The sequence below is a fragment of the Variovorax sp. 05T418 genome, from assembly GCF_056396385.1.
This window is the reverse complement of sequence record NZ_JBFTLJ010000002.1, coordinates 415,207-431,971: the sequence shown is the minus strand read 5'-3', so window position 1 is coordinate 431,971 and position 16,765 is coordinate 415,207. Positions and strand designations below refer to the sequence as shown.

General features: G+C 69.1%; 20 protein-coding genes. 12 read left to right on the top strand and 8 right to left on the bottom strand.

Annotation, left to right across the window (positions count from 1 at the left end; translation table 11 throughout):
• Positions 1 to 36: 36 nt before the first annotated feature.
• Positions 37 to 981, top strand: a complete 945-nt coding sequence (gcvA, locus tag AC1DMS_RS05340; RefSeq protein ID WP_478083405.1) for a transcriptional regulator GcvA — start codon at positions 37 to 39, stop codon at positions 979 to 981.
• Here the strand turns inward: gcvA and AC1DMS_RS05335 are convergent.
• The gene (locus AC1DMS_RS05335) at positions 950 to 1,876 is read right to left on the bottom strand and encodes a LysR family transcriptional regulator (protein WP_478080343.1); all 927 of its coding nucleotides are present in this window, start codon (positions 1,874 to 1,876) and stop codon (positions 950 to 952) included. The two genes, gcvA and AC1DMS_RS05335, sit on opposite strands and share 32 nt — an antisense overlap.
• Before the next feature lie 101 nt (positions 1,877 to 1,977).
• Here AC1DMS_RS05335 and metE point away from each other — a divergent pair, with 101 nt between their 5' ends.
• The 3 genes from metE (at position 1,978) to AC1DMS_RS05320 (ending at position 5,832) form a co-directional block, all read left to right on the top strand.
• The gene (metE, locus tag AC1DMS_RS05330; protein WP_478180756.1) at positions 1,978 to 4,332 is read left to right on the top strand and encodes a 5-methyltetrahydropteroyltriglutamate--homocysteine S-methyltransferase; all 2,355 of its coding nucleotides are present in this window, start codon (positions 1,978 to 1,980) and stop codon (positions 4,330 to 4,332) included.
• 38 nt (positions 4,333 to 4,370) lie between these two features.
• The gene (locus tag AC1DMS_RS05325) at positions 4,371 to 5,237 is read left to right on the top strand and encodes a hypothetical protein (protein ID WP_418145574.1); all 867 of its coding nucleotides are present in this window, start codon (positions 4,371 to 4,373) and stop codon (positions 5,235 to 5,237) included.
• 253 nt (positions 5,238 to 5,490) lie between these two features.
• Positions 5,491 to 5,832, top strand: coding sequence for an alpha/beta hydrolase (locus AC1DMS_RS05320; RefSeq protein WP_478180755.1), 342 nt, complete (start codon positions 5,491 to 5,493; stop codon positions 5,830 to 5,832).
• A 104-nt stretch (positions 5,833 to 5,936) separates the two neighbouring features.
• Here the strand turns inward: AC1DMS_RS05320 and AC1DMS_RS05315 are convergent, their stop codons facing one another.
• Complete coding sequence (locus AC1DMS_RS05315) at positions 5,937 to 6,512, bottom strand: DNA-3-methyladenine glycosylase I (protein ID WP_418145573.1); 576 nt, start codon at positions 6,510 to 6,512, stop codon at positions 5,937 to 5,939.
• 6 nt (positions 6,513 to 6,518) lie between these two features.
• On the opposite strand from AC1DMS_RS05315, the gene AC1DMS_RS05310 reads away from it, so the two are divergent.
• From AC1DMS_RS05310 to AC1DMS_RS05280, 7 genes are all read left to right on the top strand, one after another.
• Complete coding sequence (locus tag AC1DMS_RS05310; RefSeq protein ID WP_478180754.1) at positions 6,519 to 7,058, top strand: NUDIX hydrolase; 540 nt, start codon at positions 6,519 to 6,521, stop codon at positions 7,056 to 7,058.
• Positions 7,055 to 7,282 (top strand): DUF7661 family protein, encoded by a 228-nt coding sequence (locus AC1DMS_RS05305; protein ID WP_278880041.1) that lies wholly within the window; start codon positions 7,055 to 7,057, stop codon positions 7,280 to 7,282. The genes AC1DMS_RS05310 and AC1DMS_RS05305 overlap by 4 nt, the downstream gene beginning before the upstream one ends.
• Positions 7,279 to 7,812, top strand: a complete 534-nt coding sequence (locus AC1DMS_RS05300; protein ID WP_478180753.1) for a DUF2867 domain-containing protein — start codon at positions 7,279 to 7,281, stop codon at positions 7,810 to 7,812. The genes AC1DMS_RS05305 and AC1DMS_RS05300 overlap by 4 nt, the downstream gene beginning before the upstream one ends.
• Before the next feature lie 127 nt (positions 7,813 to 7,939).
• Positions 7,940 to 8,638, top strand: a complete 699-nt coding sequence (locus AC1DMS_RS05295; RefSeq protein ID WP_478180752.1) for a DUF3348 domain-containing protein — start codon at positions 7,940 to 7,942, stop codon at positions 8,636 to 8,638.
• Complete coding sequence (locus AC1DMS_RS05290) at positions 8,631 to 10,721, top strand: DUF802 domain-containing protein (RefSeq protein ID WP_478180751.1); 2,091 nt, start codon at positions 8,631 to 8,633, stop codon at positions 10,719 to 10,721. Before AC1DMS_RS05295 ends, AC1DMS_RS05290 begins: the two co-directional genes overlap by 8 nt.
• Complete coding sequence (locus AC1DMS_RS05285; protein ID WP_478180750.1) at positions 10,721 to 11,377, top strand: OmpA family protein; 657 nt, start codon at positions 10,721 to 10,723, stop codon at positions 11,375 to 11,377. The genes AC1DMS_RS05290 and AC1DMS_RS05285 overlap by 1 nt, the downstream gene beginning before the upstream one ends.
• 10 nt (positions 11,378 to 11,387) lie before the next feature.
• Entirely contained in the window at positions 11,388 to 12,035 is a 648-nt protein-coding gene (locus tag AC1DMS_RS05280) for a DUF2894 domain-containing protein (RefSeq protein WP_478180808.1), read from the top strand.
• A gap of 24 nt (positions 12,036 to 12,059) precedes the next feature.
• Here AC1DMS_RS05280 and AC1DMS_RS05275 read toward each other — a convergent pair whose 3' ends face one another.
• The 6 genes from AC1DMS_RS05275 to AC1DMS_RS05250 all read right to left on the bottom strand — a co-directional run bounded on the left by AC1DMS_RS05275 (position 12,060) and on the right by AC1DMS_RS05250 (position 15,690).
• The gene (locus tag AC1DMS_RS05275; protein ID WP_012748335.1) at positions 12,060 to 12,374 is read right to left on the bottom strand and encodes a chaperone modulator CbpM; all 315 of its coding nucleotides are present in this window, start codon (positions 12,372 to 12,374) and stop codon (positions 12,060 to 12,062) included.
• 2 nt (positions 12,375 to 12,376) lie between these two features.
• Positions 12,377 to 13,339, bottom strand: coding sequence for a DnaJ C-terminal domain-containing protein (locus AC1DMS_RS05270; protein ID WP_278879558.1), 963 nt, complete (start codon positions 13,337 to 13,339; stop codon positions 12,377 to 12,379).
• Between the two features lie 45 nt (positions 13,340 to 13,384).
• On the bottom strand, positions 13,385 to 14,026 hold the full coding sequence (locus AC1DMS_RS05265; RefSeq protein ID WP_478180749.1) for a histidine phosphatase family protein: 642 nt from the start codon (positions 14,024 to 14,026) through the stop codon (positions 13,385 to 13,387).
• Between the two features lie 26 nt (positions 14,027 to 14,052).
• Positions 14,053 to 14,694 carry a CDP-alcohol phosphatidyltransferase family protein gene (locus AC1DMS_RS05260; RefSeq protein ID WP_012748332.1) on the bottom strand — a complete coding sequence of 214 codons (642 nt, stop codon included), beginning with the start codon at positions 14,692 to 14,694 and terminating at the stop codon, positions 14,053 to 14,055.
• An 88-nt stretch (positions 14,695 to 14,782) separates the two neighbouring features.
• Complete coding sequence (locus tag AC1DMS_RS05255) at positions 14,783 to 15,319, bottom strand: SRPBCC family protein (RefSeq protein ID WP_478180748.1); 537 nt, start codon at positions 15,317 to 15,319, stop codon at positions 14,783 to 14,785.
• Positions 15,320 to 15,348: 29 nt separating this feature from the next.
• Positions 15,349 to 15,690 carry an ArsR/SmtB family transcription factor gene (locus tag AC1DMS_RS05250; RefSeq protein WP_478180747.1) on the bottom strand — a complete coding sequence of 114 codons (342 nt, stop codon included), beginning with the start codon at positions 15,688 to 15,690 and terminating at the stop codon, positions 15,349 to 15,351.
• Between the two features lie 165 nt (positions 15,691 to 15,855).
• Between AC1DMS_RS05250 and bla the strand changes: the two genes are divergently transcribed.
• Positions 15,856 to 16,755, top strand: coding sequence for a class A beta-lactamase (gene bla / locus AC1DMS_RS05245; RefSeq protein WP_418145565.1), 900 nt, complete (start codon positions 15,856 to 15,858; stop codon positions 16,753 to 16,755).
• The last annotated feature ends 10 nt before the right edge of the window (positions 16,756 to 16,765 follow it).

Below are 16,765 nucleotides of genomic sequence, written 5' to 3'. Positions count from 1 at the left end.
GATTTTCTGAGGCGATCGAATCAGATTGCCTAAACCATGGAACATCAGCTTCCACCGCTCAACGCACTCCGCGCCTTCGAGGCGACCGCCCGCCATCTCTCGGTGAAGAACGCGGCCGACGAGCTCTGCGTGACCGCCGGCGCCGTGAGCCAGCTGATCAAGTCGCTGGAGCTGCACCTGGGCATTGCGCTGTTCCGGCGCGCGAACCGCGGCATCTTCCTGACCGATGCGGGCCAGGCCTACCTGCCGCCGGTGCGCAATGCCTTCCGGCAGATCAGCGACGCCACGCGCCGCATCGCCATGCCCGCGGAGACCGGCATCCTCACGGTGAGCACCACGCCGTTCTTCGCCTCAGCCTGGCTGGTGCCGCGCCTGAAGAGCTTTCACGATGCGCATCCGGACATCGACCTGCAGGTGGTGAGCAGCACCGCGCTCGCCGATTTTTCGCGCGACGGCGTGGACGTGGCGATCCGCCATGGGCTCGGCCGTTATCCCGGCCTGATCAGCCAGCGCGTGCTCACGGTGGAGATTGTTCCGGTTGCAACGCCGGCCCTGGTCAGGCAGCTCAGCATGCCTGGATCGCCGGCCGATCTCACGCGCTGGCCGCGCGTGAACGATGCCGAGCGCAAGGGCTGGGCCATGTGGTTCGAGGCGCAGGGCATCGAAGATGCAAGGCCGGCACGCGGCCCGTCCTTCGATGATTCGGGCCTGTTGCTGAAGGCGGTGCTTGCGGGGCAGGGCGCGGGCTTGCTGCCGGCGGCGCTGGTGGCGGACGAGGTGGCCGAAGGCCGGCTGGTCCAGCTGTCGGAAGCCGCGTGGCTCGAAGACTTTGCCTACTACCTCGTGTACCCCGAAGACAGCCGCCACAGGCCGAAGGTGGCGGCCTTCCGCGATTGGATCGCTGCCGAGTCCAGCAGAAAAGCTGCCAGGCCGCCCAGGAAGACGCCTGTCAAAGCAGCTCGATCCCGGGCAGGCTCTTGAAGCAGCTCTCGCGCGTGACGCGCACGAAGTCCGCCAGCCACGGCTGCCCGGACGTGCCCTGCGTGCAGGCCATGTACAGCCGCCCCGTGAGGCCCCGGGCGCCCACGCGCCGCGCCGTGACATAGCCGCGGTCCAGGTAGTTCTGCACCGCCCACAGCGGCAGCGTGGCCACGCCGCGCCCGCTGGCCACCAGCTGCAGCATCGCCACCGTGAGCTCGGTCGTGCGGCGGTGCACGGGTGCCACGCCGGCCGGCGCCAGCACCTGGCGCACGATGTCCAGCATCTCGTCGGGCACGGGGTAGGTGATCAGCGTCTGGTCGGCAAAGTGGCGCGCTGTGAGATGCGGCTTGGCCACGAGCGCATGGTCGTTGGCGAGCAGCGCGACGATCTCGAAGCGGAACAGCGCGTGGTAGTCGACGGTTTCGTCGGGGTCCTGCTCGGAGACGATCGCCACCTCGGCGCGGTTCTGCATCACCAGCGCGATCGGGTCGGGATGAAAGCCCGAGACGATATCCAGCTCGATCTCGGGCCAGCGCTGGCGGAAGGCATCCATGGCCGGCATCAGCCAGTCGAAGCAGGTGTGGCACTCGACCACGATGCGCAGCTGCCCGCTGCGGCCCAGCGCCAGCCGCGCCACGTCGCGCTCGGCTTCCTCCACCAGCGGCAGCGCCGCATCGGCCAGCTGCAACAGCCGCAGCCCGGTGGTGCTGAACTGCGGCGGCACCGACTTGCGCTCGAAGAGCTGCGCGCCGTAGCGGTCTTCGAGCAGCTTGATCTGGTGCGACAGCGCCGACTGCGTGAGGTTCAGCAACTGCGCCGCGCGCACCAGGCTGCCGGTGTCGCGCAGCGCAACCAGCGTGCGCAGGTGGCGTATCTCGAGGATCGACTGCAACATGAATGAGTTTCAAGTGAATGGGCAAAAGGTTTCGTTTGAATCATAGAGCCCAAAGCCCGACCATTGCCGATTTCCAAGATACAGCGACCGGAATACCTGCAATGACCACCCGTACCCACATCCTCGGCTTTCCGCGCATGGGCGCCCACCGGGAACTCAAGTTCGCGCTCGAAAAGCACTGGCGCGGCGAGATCGACCGCGCCGCGCTGGAAGAAGTTGGCGGCCAGCTGCGCGCGCGCCACTGGCAGGCCCAGCGCGACGCGGGGCTCGACTACGTGACGGTGGGCGACTTCGCCTGCTACGACCACGTGGCCAACCACGTCCAGCTCTTCGGCTGCGAGCCGGCGCGCTTCGGCTTCAAGGGCGACGAGCCCGAGCTGTCGCGCTATTTCAAGATGGCGCGCGGCGTGGAAGACGAGGCCGGCCATGTGCACGATGCCGGCTGCAAGCACGGCGCAGAGGGCACCTTCGCGCTGGAGATGACCAAGTGGTTCGACACCAACTACCACTACCTCGTGCCCGAGTTCACCGCGGCCACGCAGTTCAGGCTGGCCTCGACGCGGCTCTTCGACGAGGTGGCCGAGGCGCAGCAGGCCGGCCATGCGGTCAAGGCCGTGCTGCTCGGGCCGCTGAGCTTCCTGTACCTGGGCAAGGAGAAGGAGGCGGGCTTCGACCGCCTCTCGCTGCTCGATGCATTGCTGCCCGTGTACGAACAGGTGTTGAACCGGCTCAAGCAGCAGGGCGTGGAATGGGTGCAGATCGACGAACCCATCCTCGGGCTCGACCTGCCCGATGCCTGGCGCACCGCCTTCGAGCGCGCCTACTGGCAGCTGGCGCGCAGCGCGCCCAAGCTGCTGCTGGCCACCTACTTCTCGCCGCTGTCCGACAACCTGCGCCTGGCCTGCCAGCTGCCGGTGGCCGGCCTGCACGTGGACGCCGTGCGCGCGCCGCAGGAGCTGACCGGGGTGGCCGACTGGCTCGCCACGCACAAGGTGCTGTCGATCGGCATCGTCGACGGCCGCAACATCTGGCGCACCGACCTGGACACCGCGCTTGCCACGCTGCGCCCGGTGGTCGACAAGCGGCGCGGCGAACTCTGGATCGCACCATCGTGCTCGCTGCTGCACGTGCCGTTCAGCCTGGCGGCGGAAGACAAGCTCGATGCGGAACTCAGGTCTTGGCTCGCCTTTGCCGTCGAAAAGCTCGGCGAACTGCGCGTGCTGCGCGCCGTGCTCGACGGCAGCGAAGACTCGGTTGCGCAAGAGCTCGAAGCCGCGCGCGCCGCGGTGGCCGCAAGGCGCAGCAGCCCGCGCGTGCATCGCGCGGACGTGGCGCTGCGGCTCGCGCGCAGCGTGGCCGGCGACGACCAGCGCGCATCCCCCTTCGGCCAGCGGCAGCAGGTGCAGCGCGCGCGCTTCGCATTGCCCGCGCTGCCCACCACCACGATCGGCTCGTTCCCGCAGACCCAGGAGATCCGCGCCGCGCGCGCCGCCTTCAAGCGCGGCGAGCTCGATGCCGCGGGCTACCGCGAGAAGATGCGCGCCGAGATCGCGCTGGCCGTGCGCAAGCAGGAAGAACTGGGCATCGACGTGCTGGTGCATGGCGAGGCCGAGCGCAACGACATGGTCGAGTACTTCGGCGAGCAGCTCGACGGCTTTGCCTTCACCGCCAATGGCTGGGTGCAGTCGTACGGCTCGCGCTGCGTGAAGCCGCCGGTCATCTTCGGCGACGTGGCGCGCCCCGCGCCGATGACGGTCGAGTGGACCGCCTATGCGCAGAGCCTCACCCAACTGCCGATGAAGGGCATGCTGACGGGCCCCGTCACGATCCTGCAATGGTCCTTCGTGCGCGACGACCAGCCGCGCAGCACCACCTGCGAGCAGATCGCCTGGGCGATCCGCGACGAGGTGGTGGACCTCGAGGCGGCCGGCATCGGCATCATCCAGATCGACGAGCCCGCCATCCGCGAAGGCCTGCCGCTGCGCCGCGCCGGCTGGCCGGCCTACCTGAAGTCGGCCACGCGCGCCTTCCGCATCAGCGCCTCGGGCGTGCGCGACCAGACGCAGATCCACACCCACATGTGCTATTCGGAGTTCAACGACATCCTGCCCGAGATCGCGGCCATGGACGCCGACGTGATCACCATCGAGACCAGCCGCTCCGACATGGAATTGCTGCGCGCGTTCGGCGGATTGGGTGGCGAGAACAGCGCGGGCGGCTTCCGCTACCCGAACGAGATCGGCCCCGGCGTGTACGACATCCACTCGCCGCGCGTGCCCTCGGTGGACGAGATCGTGCGCCTGATGCGCAAGGCCGCCGGCGTGGTGCCGCCCGGGAACCTGTGGATCAACCCCGACTGCGGCCTGAAGACCCGGGGCTGGCCGGAGACCGAGGCCGCGCTGTCGAACATGGTGGCGGCGGCGAAGCTGCTGCGCGCGGAGCTGGCAGCGGCCTGAAGCAGAGAGGCAATCATGGCGGCGCCAATAATGGCGCCATGCTTGCCTTTCCAGTTGCTTCGCGGCGCTTCTTTCGCGCGCCTTTTCTTCTGCTGCTGTCGCTGCTGATCGCACCGGCCATCGCCTCTGCGCAAGACCGTGCCCAGGCCCTGCTGCAGTTCGAGGGCGTGCAGGCGCGCTACCAGGCAGCCTACGCGCCGGGGGCGGTGTCGCGCGATGCGCGCCAGCTGCTCGAGCCTCCTGACCAGGCCATTGCCGGCAAGGCGCTCCAGGCGCTTGACGCGGCCGCCGCGCGGTCCTTCGACGTGGCCGCATCCGTGGCCGCCATCCAGCAGGAAGTGGCGGCTGCGGGCAAGGGCGGTGCGGCGCCGGGTGCGCAGGTGCAGGCCGCGGTGGCCCGGTTCTCGAAGCTGCGCGCCGACTACGCCGCCATGGACGACGCAGGCAAGCAGGAATTCTTCAACCGCGAACGCGCGAAGCCAGCCGATCCCGCGCGCACCGAACTGCTCGAGCGCATGGCCGTGGCCGACCTGCGCGAAGTCGACTTTTCGAGCCAGCTGCTGCTGAGCTCGGTCGCCAAGCAGCTGGCGCGCGGCAACGCCGGCCAGTTCACCTCGCTGCCGGACCGCACGCTCGACATGGCCGTCGACACGCTGTGGTCGCGCGGCATCACCTCGCCGCGGCCGCGCAACCTGCTGACGGTGGCGCGCGAGTTCGAGAGGCAGGTCACGCAGGCGCTGCTCGCGGCGCTGCCCGATGCGGACGTGGCCGCCTTGCTGGCCTGGCGCAACGACCCGCAGGCCGCGGCCGAACGCGAAGCGCTGGTGGGCAGCTACCGCGCCGAGGTCAAGGGGAGCGGCGCGGTGGCGATCCGGACGCTGGTGCGCGGCTGGCCGCGTTCCTGAGCCCGCAGTGGCTGGCATGCAACATGCGTGGGCCATCTTGCGCGATACTCGCCGCCCGACGGAGCCAGAGAAAAAAGCACACCGATTGGGACGAATTTCTTAAGCCAAGTGTGCACTTTGGCGCTCACGCCAAAAAGTTCCCCGTCATTGTTTCAGTTTCATGAACACTGCGATTCAGTTTGACTAGGGTTTTCCCTTGTCATCCTGGTGCAAACTTCAGGGCATCCAAAGCCCGATCAAGAAGGAAATTGAAATGAAGACCTCGAACATCCTCGCCGCCGCCGCTCTGTCCCTGCTCGCCGCTGCCGGCGCCCATGCAGAAACCTACGAAGGCGTGCAGCCCCTGACCGCTGGCTACAGCCGCGCCGACGTGGCTCCCCAAGCCGCCGCCGCTGCCCGCGAAGGCAATGTCTACAGCGACGCCGCTTCGGCCACCGTGGCTCCCGTGCTGGCTGCTTCGACCGACCGCGCCGCAGTCCGCAGCGAAGCTGTTGCCGCCGCTCACGCGCCCGGCCAGAACCTGCGCCGCGAAGCTTTCGCCGGCAGCGTGGTTCCCGAGCAAGCACGCAGCTTCACGCGCCAAGCCGGCCTGTAAGAAGGCGGGCAGAAGAGAAGAGACCGCGGCATCAGGCCGCGCGTCTTTCCTCTGTAGGAAAAAAGCCGGACGGCGCCCCAGGTGCCGTCCGGCTTTTTGCGTTTTCAGCGCTGCCGCGGCGCGGCGTGGTGGCAGAAGCAGTCGGGCGCATGGTCGTCCACGATGCCGGTGGCCTGCATCCATGCATAGACGATCACCGGCCCCACGAACTTGAAGCCGCGCTTCTTCAGGGCCGCCGACATCTGTTCCGAAAGCGGCGTCTTCGTCGGCACCGCGCCGGTCCTGTTGACGATGGGCTTGCCGCCGGCCATGCCCCAGACGAATTCCGAAAAATCCTCGCCCGCGGCCTGCATCGCCAAGTAGGCGCGGGCGTTGCCGATGGTGGCCTCGATCTTGGCGCGCGAGCGCACGATGCCTGCGTCCAGCATCAGCCGGTCGACGTCGGCCGCGGTGAAGCGCGCCACTTTTTCGGGCACGAAGCCCTCGAATGAAGCACGGAAGGCATCGCGCTTGCGCAAAATCGTGAGCCACGACAGGCCCGCCTGGAAGCCATCGAGCATGAGCTTTTCCCACAGCGCGCGGCTGTCGCGCTCGGGCACGCCCCATTCGGCGTCGTGGTAGGCGGCCAGCAGCGGATCGCTCTGGGCCCAGGTGCAGCGGGGCTTGGTTTCGAGAGGCATCGGGTGGTGGGTTGGGTTCATCTTCTACGCGGCGTGGTTCGGACTTTAACCACCGATACTCGAGCCCTCATGATCTCAGTCCATCTCCACGGCCAGCGCTTCCAGGTGCGGGCCGCCGCGGTCATTCTTCATGCGGGCCATGCGCTGCTTCACCGGGCGCCGGGCGACGGCTACTGGGCCTTGCCGGGCGGCAGGGTCGAAGTCGGCGAAGAGGCCTCGGCCACCATCGTGCGGGAGATGAGGGAGGAGCTTGGCGAAGAAGTCGAATGCGGCCGGCTGCTTCATGTGGCCGAGAATTTCTTTGACCTTGCGGGCCGGCGCAACCACGAGATCGGGTTCTATTTTCTTGTCTCGCTGCCCGAGGATTCGCCGCATCTCGACAAGGCGCGAAGCTACCGGGGCATCGAGAGCCACCTGGATCTGGAATTCCGCTGGTTTCCCATCGCGGAGCTGGCGGCCGTCAACCTGCGCCCGACCTTTCTTCCGGCTTCGCTCGCGGCCGATCCGCTGGTTTTTTCGCACGCGGTCCAGCGTGAATACCCATGAGCGGCGAGCGCTACCTGTTCAATGTGTTCGGCGAGGTCATGGCCATCGAAAGAGCCGAGGACCGGTGGCACGGCTATTTGATGGGGCCCGATGGCAAGCGCCGCAGGATCCAGCTGGCAATTCCATCCGACGTCTCTCGCGCCGAGCTGTCGCAGTATCTCTACGACATCTATCACGAGCAGGCGACGCCGACCAACGGCGACGTGTTCGAGATCTTCCAATGACAAACAACCATCGATTGCACAAGTCCCGCCGCGAGGCGCTGCCCTCGGGCGCGTGCGTGGCCGGCCTCTATCGCGGCGCCTTCCTGGCCGACGCGTTTGCCATCGACCTGCCGCCGGGCGCCACCCGCGACGTGATGGCGCTTGCGCGCTTCGCGTTCGAGCGTCCCGCTCCCTGGGTCGACAGGTTGATGGCACTGCGCGACCGGCTGGTCGGCGGCTTCGGCCTCAAGACGGCCAGCGCGCTGCGTGCGGACAGGCCGGGCGGTGCGCCGCGCGTGGGCATCTTTCGCATCTACGAAACGCATGCCAACGAGGTGGTGCTGGGCGAGGACGACCGGCACCTGGATTTCCGCGTCTCGGTGATGCGCTCCGTGGCGGGGGATTCGCTCACCGCCGTCACGGTGGTGCACTGCCATAACCTCTTCGGCCGCAACTACATCCGGCTGATCGCACCGTTCCACCGGCTGGTGGTGCGTTCTGCGCTCGAACGCGCGGCACGCTCGGGCTGGCCCGCGGAAGCGGCGGGCTGAACTCGGCGGAACGCCTGGTTACCGATTGGAACGTTTGCTTGAACTTTCCCTTCCGGCAGCGGCCGTGGAGAGGGAGGGCCAAGGAGAGCCGCCGGTGTAGACTGCCAGGTTTTTCGTTCTGGCGGGTATGGCGCAAGTTTCACAGCGCACAGTTTTCAACGGCTCGGCGCTTGTTCGCTTGCTCTCTCGGCTGACCGATGCCGACGTTCGCGAACCCCGGCAAGCCACCGCGGATCGATTGAGCCAATGGTTCGGCTGGACCGACGCCATTTCGCTGTCGGCCGCGCTCGACGGCGCCGTGGCGACGGCCGCAGCGCCTTCGCGCGCGCGGGCTTCCGCGAGCGCCGAGGAGCGCGAATGCGTCCGTGCGCGAACTGCGTTGGCCAAGGCCGTGGCCGAGGACGGCGCTGTCGCGGCAGCCGTCGACTTCACGCCGTTTCGCCGCCGCCATCTCGCGCTGCAACAGGCCATGGAAGCGGGCATCGGCCCGCTGCGCGGCCGTTTGCGGGCGCTGCTGGCGGCCAGGTCGCCGGCCATGGCCCGGCTTGCGGCGGTGGATGTGGTGATGGAGCAGGTGCTGGCGGCGCGCGAGCACAGCCTGCTCGCTTCCGTGCCCGCGCTGCTCGAAAAGCATTTCACGCGCCTGCGCCAGGCCAGCCCGGAGACGACGGGCGAACCCGGCAGCGACGCAGAGGCCGGCGAGTGGCTGCATGTGTTCCGCAAGGACATGAAGAACGTGCTGCTCGCCGAACTCGATTTCCGATTCCAACCGATCGAAGGGCTGCTCGAAGCCCTTCGCATGAGGCAACCAGAGTGCCATGAATAGATTTCTTCACTACGCTGTTTTTGCTGCGGGCCTGGCCGTCGTCTGCTGGGTCGGCGCCGGATACGTCGGCTCGCACACGCTGGCGCTCGCCGTCACGATGCTGGTCGGCGCGTTCTACCTGATGGGGGCGCTGGAACTGCACCGCTTCCAGCAGGCCACCGCCACCTTGTCGCGTGCCGTGGCGGATCTTTCCGGCCCGCCCGCGAGCCTGGGTGCGTGGCTCGACCGGCTGCATCCCACGCTGCGCAACGCGGTGCGCCTTCGCATCGAGGGCGAGCGCGTCGGCCTGCCGGGTCCGGCGCTCACGCCCTACCTGGCCGGACTGCTGGTGCTGCTGGGCATGCTGGGCACCTTCCTCGGCATGGTGGTCACGCTGAACGGCACCGGCATGGCGCTGGAAAGCGCGACGGACCTGCCGGCCATCCGCGCCTCGCTGTCGGCGCCCGTGAAGGGCCTGGGGCTGGCGTTCGGCACTTCGGTGGCCGGCGTGGCCGCTTCGGCGATGCTGGGGCTGGCCTCGGCACTGTGCCGGCGCGAGCGGCTGCAGGCCGGGCAGATGCTCGACAGCAAGATCGCGACCACGCTGCGCGCCTATTCGCTGGCCCACCAGCGCGAGGCCTCGTTCCAGCTGCTCGAGCAGCAGGCGCACCAGATGCCGCGGCTGGTCGACCAGCTGCAGGCCATGATGGCCGCGATGGAGCGGCAGAGCCAGGCCCTGAACGAGCGCCTTGCCGCCGGCCAGGCGCAGTTCCACACCAAGGCCGAGGCCGTGTATGCCGGGCTGGCGTCCTCGGTCGACCAGTCGCTCAAGCAGAGCCTGAGCGAAAGCGCGCGCATCGCCGGCGCGACGATCCAGCCGGTGGTCGAGGCCACCATGGCGGGCATCGCGCGCGAGACGGCCTCGCTGCACGACACCGTCGCGCGCACCGTGCAGCAGCAGCTCGACGGCCTTTCGAGCCGCTTCGAGGCCACCACCGCCAGCGTGGCGGGCACCTGGCAGGCTGCGCTGGCCGATCACCAGCGCACCTCCGAGGCGCTGTCGAGCGACCTGCGCGCTTCGCATGACCGCTTTGCCGAAACCTTCGAGCAGCGCTCGGCCTCGCTGGTGGAGGGCGTCTCGGCCCGACTGGAGAGCACGGCGGCCGGCGTGTCGGACACCTGGGGCAGCGCACTCGCGCAGCATCAGCGCGTCAGCGAAAAGCTGTCGCTGGAGGCGCAGCAGTCGCTCGCGGCGGCCACGGCCGGCTTCGAGCAGCACTCGGCATCGCTGCTGCGCACCGTGGAGCAGGCGCACGCCACGCTGCAGGCCGACATCGCAGCGCGCGACGAGCAGCGCCTGTCGGCCTGGACAGAGGCGCTGGCCACGGTGTCCGCATCGCTGCAGCAGGAGTGGCAGCAGGCGGGCGCGCACACGGCAAGCCAGCAGCAGCAGCTCTTCGATGCGCTGGCGCAGACCGCGCGCGACATGTCGACCCAGGCCGAGGCGCATGCGAAGAACACGGTCGGCGAGATCGCCCAGCTGCTGCAGGCCGCGTCGGAAGCGCCGCGGGTGGCGGCCGAAGTGGTGGCCGAGTTGCGCCAGAAACTGTCCGACAGCATGGCGCGCGACAACGCGATGCTGGAAGAACGCAGCCGCATCATGGAAACGCTGGAAACCCTGCTCGATGCGGTGAACCATGCCTCCACCGAGCAGCGCTCGGCGGTCGATGCGCTGGTCGGTGCATCGGCGGATGTGCTGGACCGCGTGGGCAGCCGCTTCACCGAGAAGGTCGACGAGGAAACCGGAAAGATGGCCGCGGTCGCCGCGCAGATCACCGGCAGTGCCGTCGAAGTGGCCAGCCTTGGCGAGGCCTTCGGCTTTGCCGTGCAGCTGTTCAGCGAATCGAACGACAAGCTGGTGGCCCACCTGCAGCGCGTCGAGGGCGCGCTGGGCAAGTCCATTGCGCGCAGCGACGAGCAGCTGGCCTACTACGTGGCGCAGGCGAGGGAAGTCATCGACCTGAGCATCATGTCGCAGAAGCAGATCGTCGAAGACTTGCAGCAGATCGCGAGCCGGCAGGCCGCCGTGGGCAGCGAAGCGTGATGCGCGACGATCTCGACGCCGGCCTGGAGCCGAGCGTGCCGGTGTGGGCGGTCTTCGGCGACCTGATGTCGGGGCTGGTCGGGGCCTTCGTGCTGATCCTCGTGGGCGCACTCGGCATGCAGCTGGACCTGGCGACCAGGCTGCAGGCCGAGGTGCAGCAGCGCCAGGCCGAGACGCAGCGCCGCGAGGCGCTCGAGCAGGCGCTGGCCGGGCCGCTCGCGGCGGGCCGCGTCACGCTGAACAACGGGCGCATCGGCATCAGCGGCAGCGTGCTGTTCGCCTTCAACTCGGCCGACCTGCAGCCCGAAGGCCGGCAAGTGCTCAAGAGCCTGGCCGCGCCCGTGGCCAGCTACCTGCGCGCGCGCGACGAGGTGCTGATGGTGAGCGGCTTCACCGACGACCGGCAGATGCGCCAGTCGAAGGACGGCAACCGGCCCTTCGCCGACAACTGGGAGCTCTCGGCCCAGCGCGCCTTGACGGTGACGCGGGCCCTGATCGAGGAGGGCGTTCCGTCGTCGTCGGTGTTTGCCGCGGCCTTCGGTTCCGAGCAGGCGGTGGCGTCCAATGCCGATGCCGAAGGGCGCGCGAAGAACCGGCGCGTCGAGATGGCGCCCACGCCGCGGCAGGCCGGCGCCGGCACCAAGTCCCGTGAATAGCGGCAGTCGCATGGACCCGGCGGCGGTGCTCGACGCCTGGCGCGCACAGGGCGGCCATCGCCGGGATCCCGTGCGCTTTCGCTTCATCGAGGCGCTTGCGAGGCGCGCGGCCGCCCATGAAGGCGATGCGCGGCGCATTCTCGACGAGCGGCTGGCCGCGCTGCTGGCGGCGTATCGCGAGAAGGTCGAAGAGGCCCGGTGCGTTGACGGTGCTTCGGCCAATTCAGATGCCAACGCGAAACAGGCGGCCCAGCTTCCCCGCGGTCCGCTCGCGGAACTCGTCGAGCACATGGCACGGCAGGCGCCGCTGCAAGGCGATGACGGCGCGGCGGCCGACGAAGCCGCGCCCGCCACCCCCGAGCTCAAGACGCTGCGCTACTTCAGGAGCACCTGGTCGCGGCTCAGTGCCGACCGGCGGCTGACGCAGTCGCTGGCCAAGGTGCCGGAGAACGCGGGCCCGCTCAACTCGCACCACCTGGTGCACCGGTCGCTCATGCTGATGCATGAGCTGTCGCCCGAATACCTCAACCGGTTCATGTCTTACGTCGACACCTTGCTGTGGGTCGATCAGCTGAACGCCGGCACCGGGCCGGCGGCGGCCGCGAATGCACCGCGCGCCGAAGGCCAGAAGAAGACAACGCGCGGCAAGCCGGGCTGATCTGCGGCGCTTGCCTGGCCGCGGCTAGCGAAGCCCGTGCGCCCGGATCACGGCCTTGAGCCGCCGTACCTCGTGCTGCAGATCGAGGATCAGCGCAGCGGCATCGAGGCCCACGCCAAAGTCGCGCTCCAGGCGGCGCGCCTCGAGCGCGCATTGCAGGTCGGTGCTCGAGAACCGCCAGTGCTCGGGCGGCGCCTCGGCCGTGGATATCTGCACGATGCCCACCTCGACGAGCTGCACCACCCATTCGGTGTCGGCGCCGCAGGCATGGGCCAGCTCGCTGGCGGCGAGCGGCTGCGACGCGCTGATGGCTGTGGTTGTCACGGAAACGGTCGCCATGCTCACACTCCCAGATGCTGGCGTGGGTTGAACGAAGCGGATGCCTGCGCCAGCTGCTCGTAAGCCTTGCGCGCGGCCTCGCTGTCGGCCGGGGGCAGGGCGATGTCGAGCAGCAGGTACAGGTCGCCAGGCTGCTTGCCGGCCAGCCCGCGGCCCTTGAGCCGCAGCTTGAGGCCGCTGCGCGCGTTGCGCGGCACGGTCACCTCGACCACGCCGCCGGTAGGCACGGGCACCTGGACCTGCGCACCGAGCGCGGCTTCGGTCGGCGTGACGGGCAGCGTCATGTAGAGGTCGCGTTCCTCGATGCGGTAGAGCCGGTGCGGCGCGATGCGCACCTCCAGGTACAGGTCGCCCGCGGGTTCGCCGCCATGGCCCGGCATGCCTTGGCCGGCGAGCCGGATGAACTGCCCCGGATGCACGCCGGGCGGGATCTTGACGCTGAGCGTGCGCGTCTTGAAGACGGGCCGGCCCTCTGCATCGAGCTCCTGTGCGCGCAGCGTGATCTCGCGCTCGGCGCCGTTGAGCGCATCCTCGAGCGCGATCTCGATCGCCGCGTGGTGGTCTTCGCCGCGCGCGCGGTAGTTGCGCCTTGCCGCGCCGCGGCGCTCGGCCTCGCCGAACAGCGACGAAAAGAACTCGCTGAAGTCGGCATGGTCGGCCGGGCCCTGGTTCGGCCCGCGGTGGAACTCGAAGCCCGTGTCCCAGTCCGGCGGCGGCTGGAAGTCGCCCTGCGCGTGGCCGCCGCGCGCCACGCGGTCGGCCAGCGCGTCGTAGGCGGCACGCTTTTCCTTGTCGCGCAGCACGTCGTTGGCTTCGTTGATGTCGCGCATGCGCTTCTCGGCGTCGGGCTCCTTGCTGACGTCGGGGTGGTACTTGCGCGCGAGCTTGCGGTAGGCCTTGCGCACGTCGTCCTCGGACGCGGTGCGGTCGATGCCCAGGGCGCTGTAGTAGTCCTTGAATTCCATGCTTTTCGGTGGTGTGGATGCCGAACGGTACGCCTGCCGGCCGCCTCAGGCCAGGCTCGAGCCGCCGTCGGCATGCCGCAGCAGCGGCGTCACGGTCCATGTGGGGCCGCTGCGCGAAAAACGCAATGGCTGCGCATTGCCGAGCAGGGCCAGGTCGATCGGCAGGCCGATCAGCGCCGCCAGCGCGTAGAGCGTGCCCCCGTGCGCCACCACCAGCACCGGCGCGGGCTGCGCGAGTGCGGCCTCCAGCGCGAGCCGCTTGCGGGCCACGAACTGGGCCAGGGTTTCGCCGCCCTCGGGCTCGCAGGCCCAGTCGATCTCGGCCGACGAGGTGCCGATGAGCGCGCCGAAGTTGCGCTCGCGCAGGCCCGCCTGCGGCGTGGGCTCGAGGCGCAGCACGGTGGCCACGGCATGCGCCGTGTCGTGCGCGCGGCGGGCGTCGCTGCAGACGATGGTGCGGATCGGCTCGCCAGCCAGCAGCTGGGCGGCGCGTGCAGCCTGCTGCAGGCCGAGCTCGCTCAGCGGCTCGTCCACGGCCTGGAAGATGCGCTGCGCATTGCGGCCGGTCTGGCCGTGGCGCAGGAAGTAGAAATGGTCGCAGGCCGGTGACAGCGGCTGCCCGGCGGCAATGCGCACCAGCTGGTCGAGGCCGGTGGCCGCGCCGTGGGGGAAGGGTGCCTTCGACATGGGATGGGATGTGAATGAGCGGACGGTCAAAACTTGGGAATGCGCAGCGTCTTGCTGATCATCAGCGTGCCCGAGAGCGCGAAGAGCAGCGCGAGCGGATGCAGCTGCCAGGGGCCGAGCATCCAGGCGCCGCCCCACACCCCGTCGCCGATGCGCCCCTGCCAGGCGGCCCAGGCCAGCACGCCCACCAGCACCACGCTGGTCGGGATGGGCGTGCCTTCGAAGTACTTGACCTTGTCGGCGCCCGCGGACAGCGCCTCGGCCGTGACGTTGTAGCGCGCGAGCCGGCTCACGCCGCAGCACACGAAATAGATCAGCAGCACGCAATCCCAGCCGCCGTCCAGGCCCGCGGCAAAGCCGAGCGCGGCCGGCGCCACGCCAAAGGAGATCACGTCGGCCAGCGAATCGAGTTCGCGCCCCAGCGCCGAATGCGTTTGCCGCCAGCGCGCGATGCGCCCGTCGAACACGTCGAACACGAAGGCCGCGGGCGCGAGGGCGGCGGCCCAGAGGAATTGCGCGAGCGACTGGCTCGCCATGAAGGCCATCGAAAGGAACACCGCGCCCACCCCGCATGCCGCGTTGCCGAGCGTGAATGCATCGGCCAGGTGAAAGCCGCGGATCATCGAGAAATGCTTGCGGACCGGTACGGGGGAGGGGGTGGTGGCCATGGGGTGCTTCGGAGTCGGCGGATGCTCCGCACCTTAACGCAAGCGCGCTCGCTTGCCTGTAGTCGCCATCCGACTCCGGAAGGGCCGCTCAGGCCGGAAGGCGTTCGTCGTAGGCCTTCTCGAGCGCCGCGTGCTGGGTCCAGAACCCCCGCGGCTTGCGGCCGTGCAGCACGTCGTCGAGCACGTCGAGGTGGGCATGCCAGCCGCTGGCGACGCTGAGCGTGTCCTTGCGATCGGGCAGGCGGCGGTGCGTGAGCACGAGGCGGGTGGTGTCGCCCTCTTGCGTGAATTCGAAGCTGACCTCGGAGGCGGTGGCGCTTTCGCTGCCCCAGCTGATGGTCAGGCGCTTCAGCGGTTCGAATTCGACGATCCGCGATTTCTGGAGGATGGGGCTGCGGCAGGCGGCGAAGCGCTCGGGGGCCACTTCGCCGGAAAGCCGGGTGTGGTCGAAGCGCAGCTCGAACACGCTGCCGGGCTCCTCGGCCATGGTGCCGCCGGCCAGCCAGGCGGCGCGCTTGCCGGGGTCGACGAAATAGGCCCACACGCGCTCGACGGGGGCGGGCAGGGTGCGCTCCATGCGCAGGGTACCGGGTTCGATCAGGGTTCCGAGGTGGCTCTTGGCCATGGCTTGCTCCTTGAAAAAGAATGGGGACTTCACTTGCCGCGGGATGCTTCGCACCGCAGTTCCTTCTCCAGCGCGTCCAGGTGGTTGCTCCAGAAGCCTTCGTAGTAGCGCAGCCATGCGTTGGCCGATGCGAGCGCCGCCGGCTCCAGCCGGCAGACGTGCGCGCGGCCCTGCACGGTGCGGGAAACCAGCCCGGCGCGCTCCAGCGCCTTGACGTGCTTGGATGCGCCCGCAAACGACATGCGAAACGGCGCGCCCAGCTCGCCCACGCTGCATTCGCCCTGGGCCAGCAGCTGCAGCATGGTGCGGCGCGTGCTGTCGGCCAGGGCATGGAACACGGCATCGAGCCGCTCGTCGTCTAGTTCAACCATGAGGTTGAATATAGTCGTGCTCCGGAAACCATTCAACCGATAAGTTGAATGATTCCTGCAGTTACACCCGATACAGCCGAGACGCGGCTGCGCCTCCCAACGCTGGAGCCTGCGCGATGGCGCTCCTACGATGGCCGCCGTTCCATCCACTCGCAGAAAAAACCAATGACATCCTTCGCCAATCGCCGCACTTTCCTGCTCGCCGCCTCCGCCTTGCCCTTGGCCAGCGCCTGTACCGCCTGGTCCGCCAAGGCGCCGCAAGCCGCCACGTTTTCGAAGGCCGAAGCGCAGCTCGCGGCCCTCGAACGCTCCGTGGGCGGGCGGCTTGGCCTCGCGGCCTTCGACACCGCCACCGGCGCGCGCGTGCAGCACCGCGCCACCGAGCGCTTCCCGATGTGCAGCACCTTCAAGATGATGGTGTCCGCCGCCATCCTCGCGCGCAGCAGCCGCGAGCCCGGCCTGCTGGAGCGGCGCGTGAGCTACGCGAGGAGCGACATCCTTCCCAACTCGCCCATCACCGAGAAGAACCTGGGGCAGGGCATGGCGGTTTCCGCGCTGTGCGCCGCCACCATCCAGTACAGCGACAACGCCGCGGCCAACCTGCTGATGAAGATCCTCGGCGGCCCCTCCGCGGTGACCGAATTCGCGCGCTCCATCGGCGATGCGGTCTTCAGGCTCGACCGCTGGGAGACCGAACTCAACAGCGCCATTCCGGGCGATCCGCGCGACACCACCTCGCCCGAGGCCATGGCCGCGAGCCTGCAGCGGCTGGTGCTGGGCGACGGGCTCGCTGCGGCGCAGCGCCGCCAGCTCGAGGCCTGGCTGCTGGGCAACACCACCGGCGCCACGCGCATCCGCGCGGGCGTGCCGGCCGACTGGAAGGTGGGCGACAAGACCGGCGCCGGCTCCTACGGCACGGTGAACGACATCGGCGTGCTGTGGCCGCCGGCCGGCGCGCCGCTGGTGATGGCGGTCTACCTGACCTTTCCCACGCCGGATGCGCCGGGCCGCAACGACGTCATCGCGTCGGCGGCGCGCATCGCGGCGGATGCGCTGTGGGGCTGAACCGCCCCTG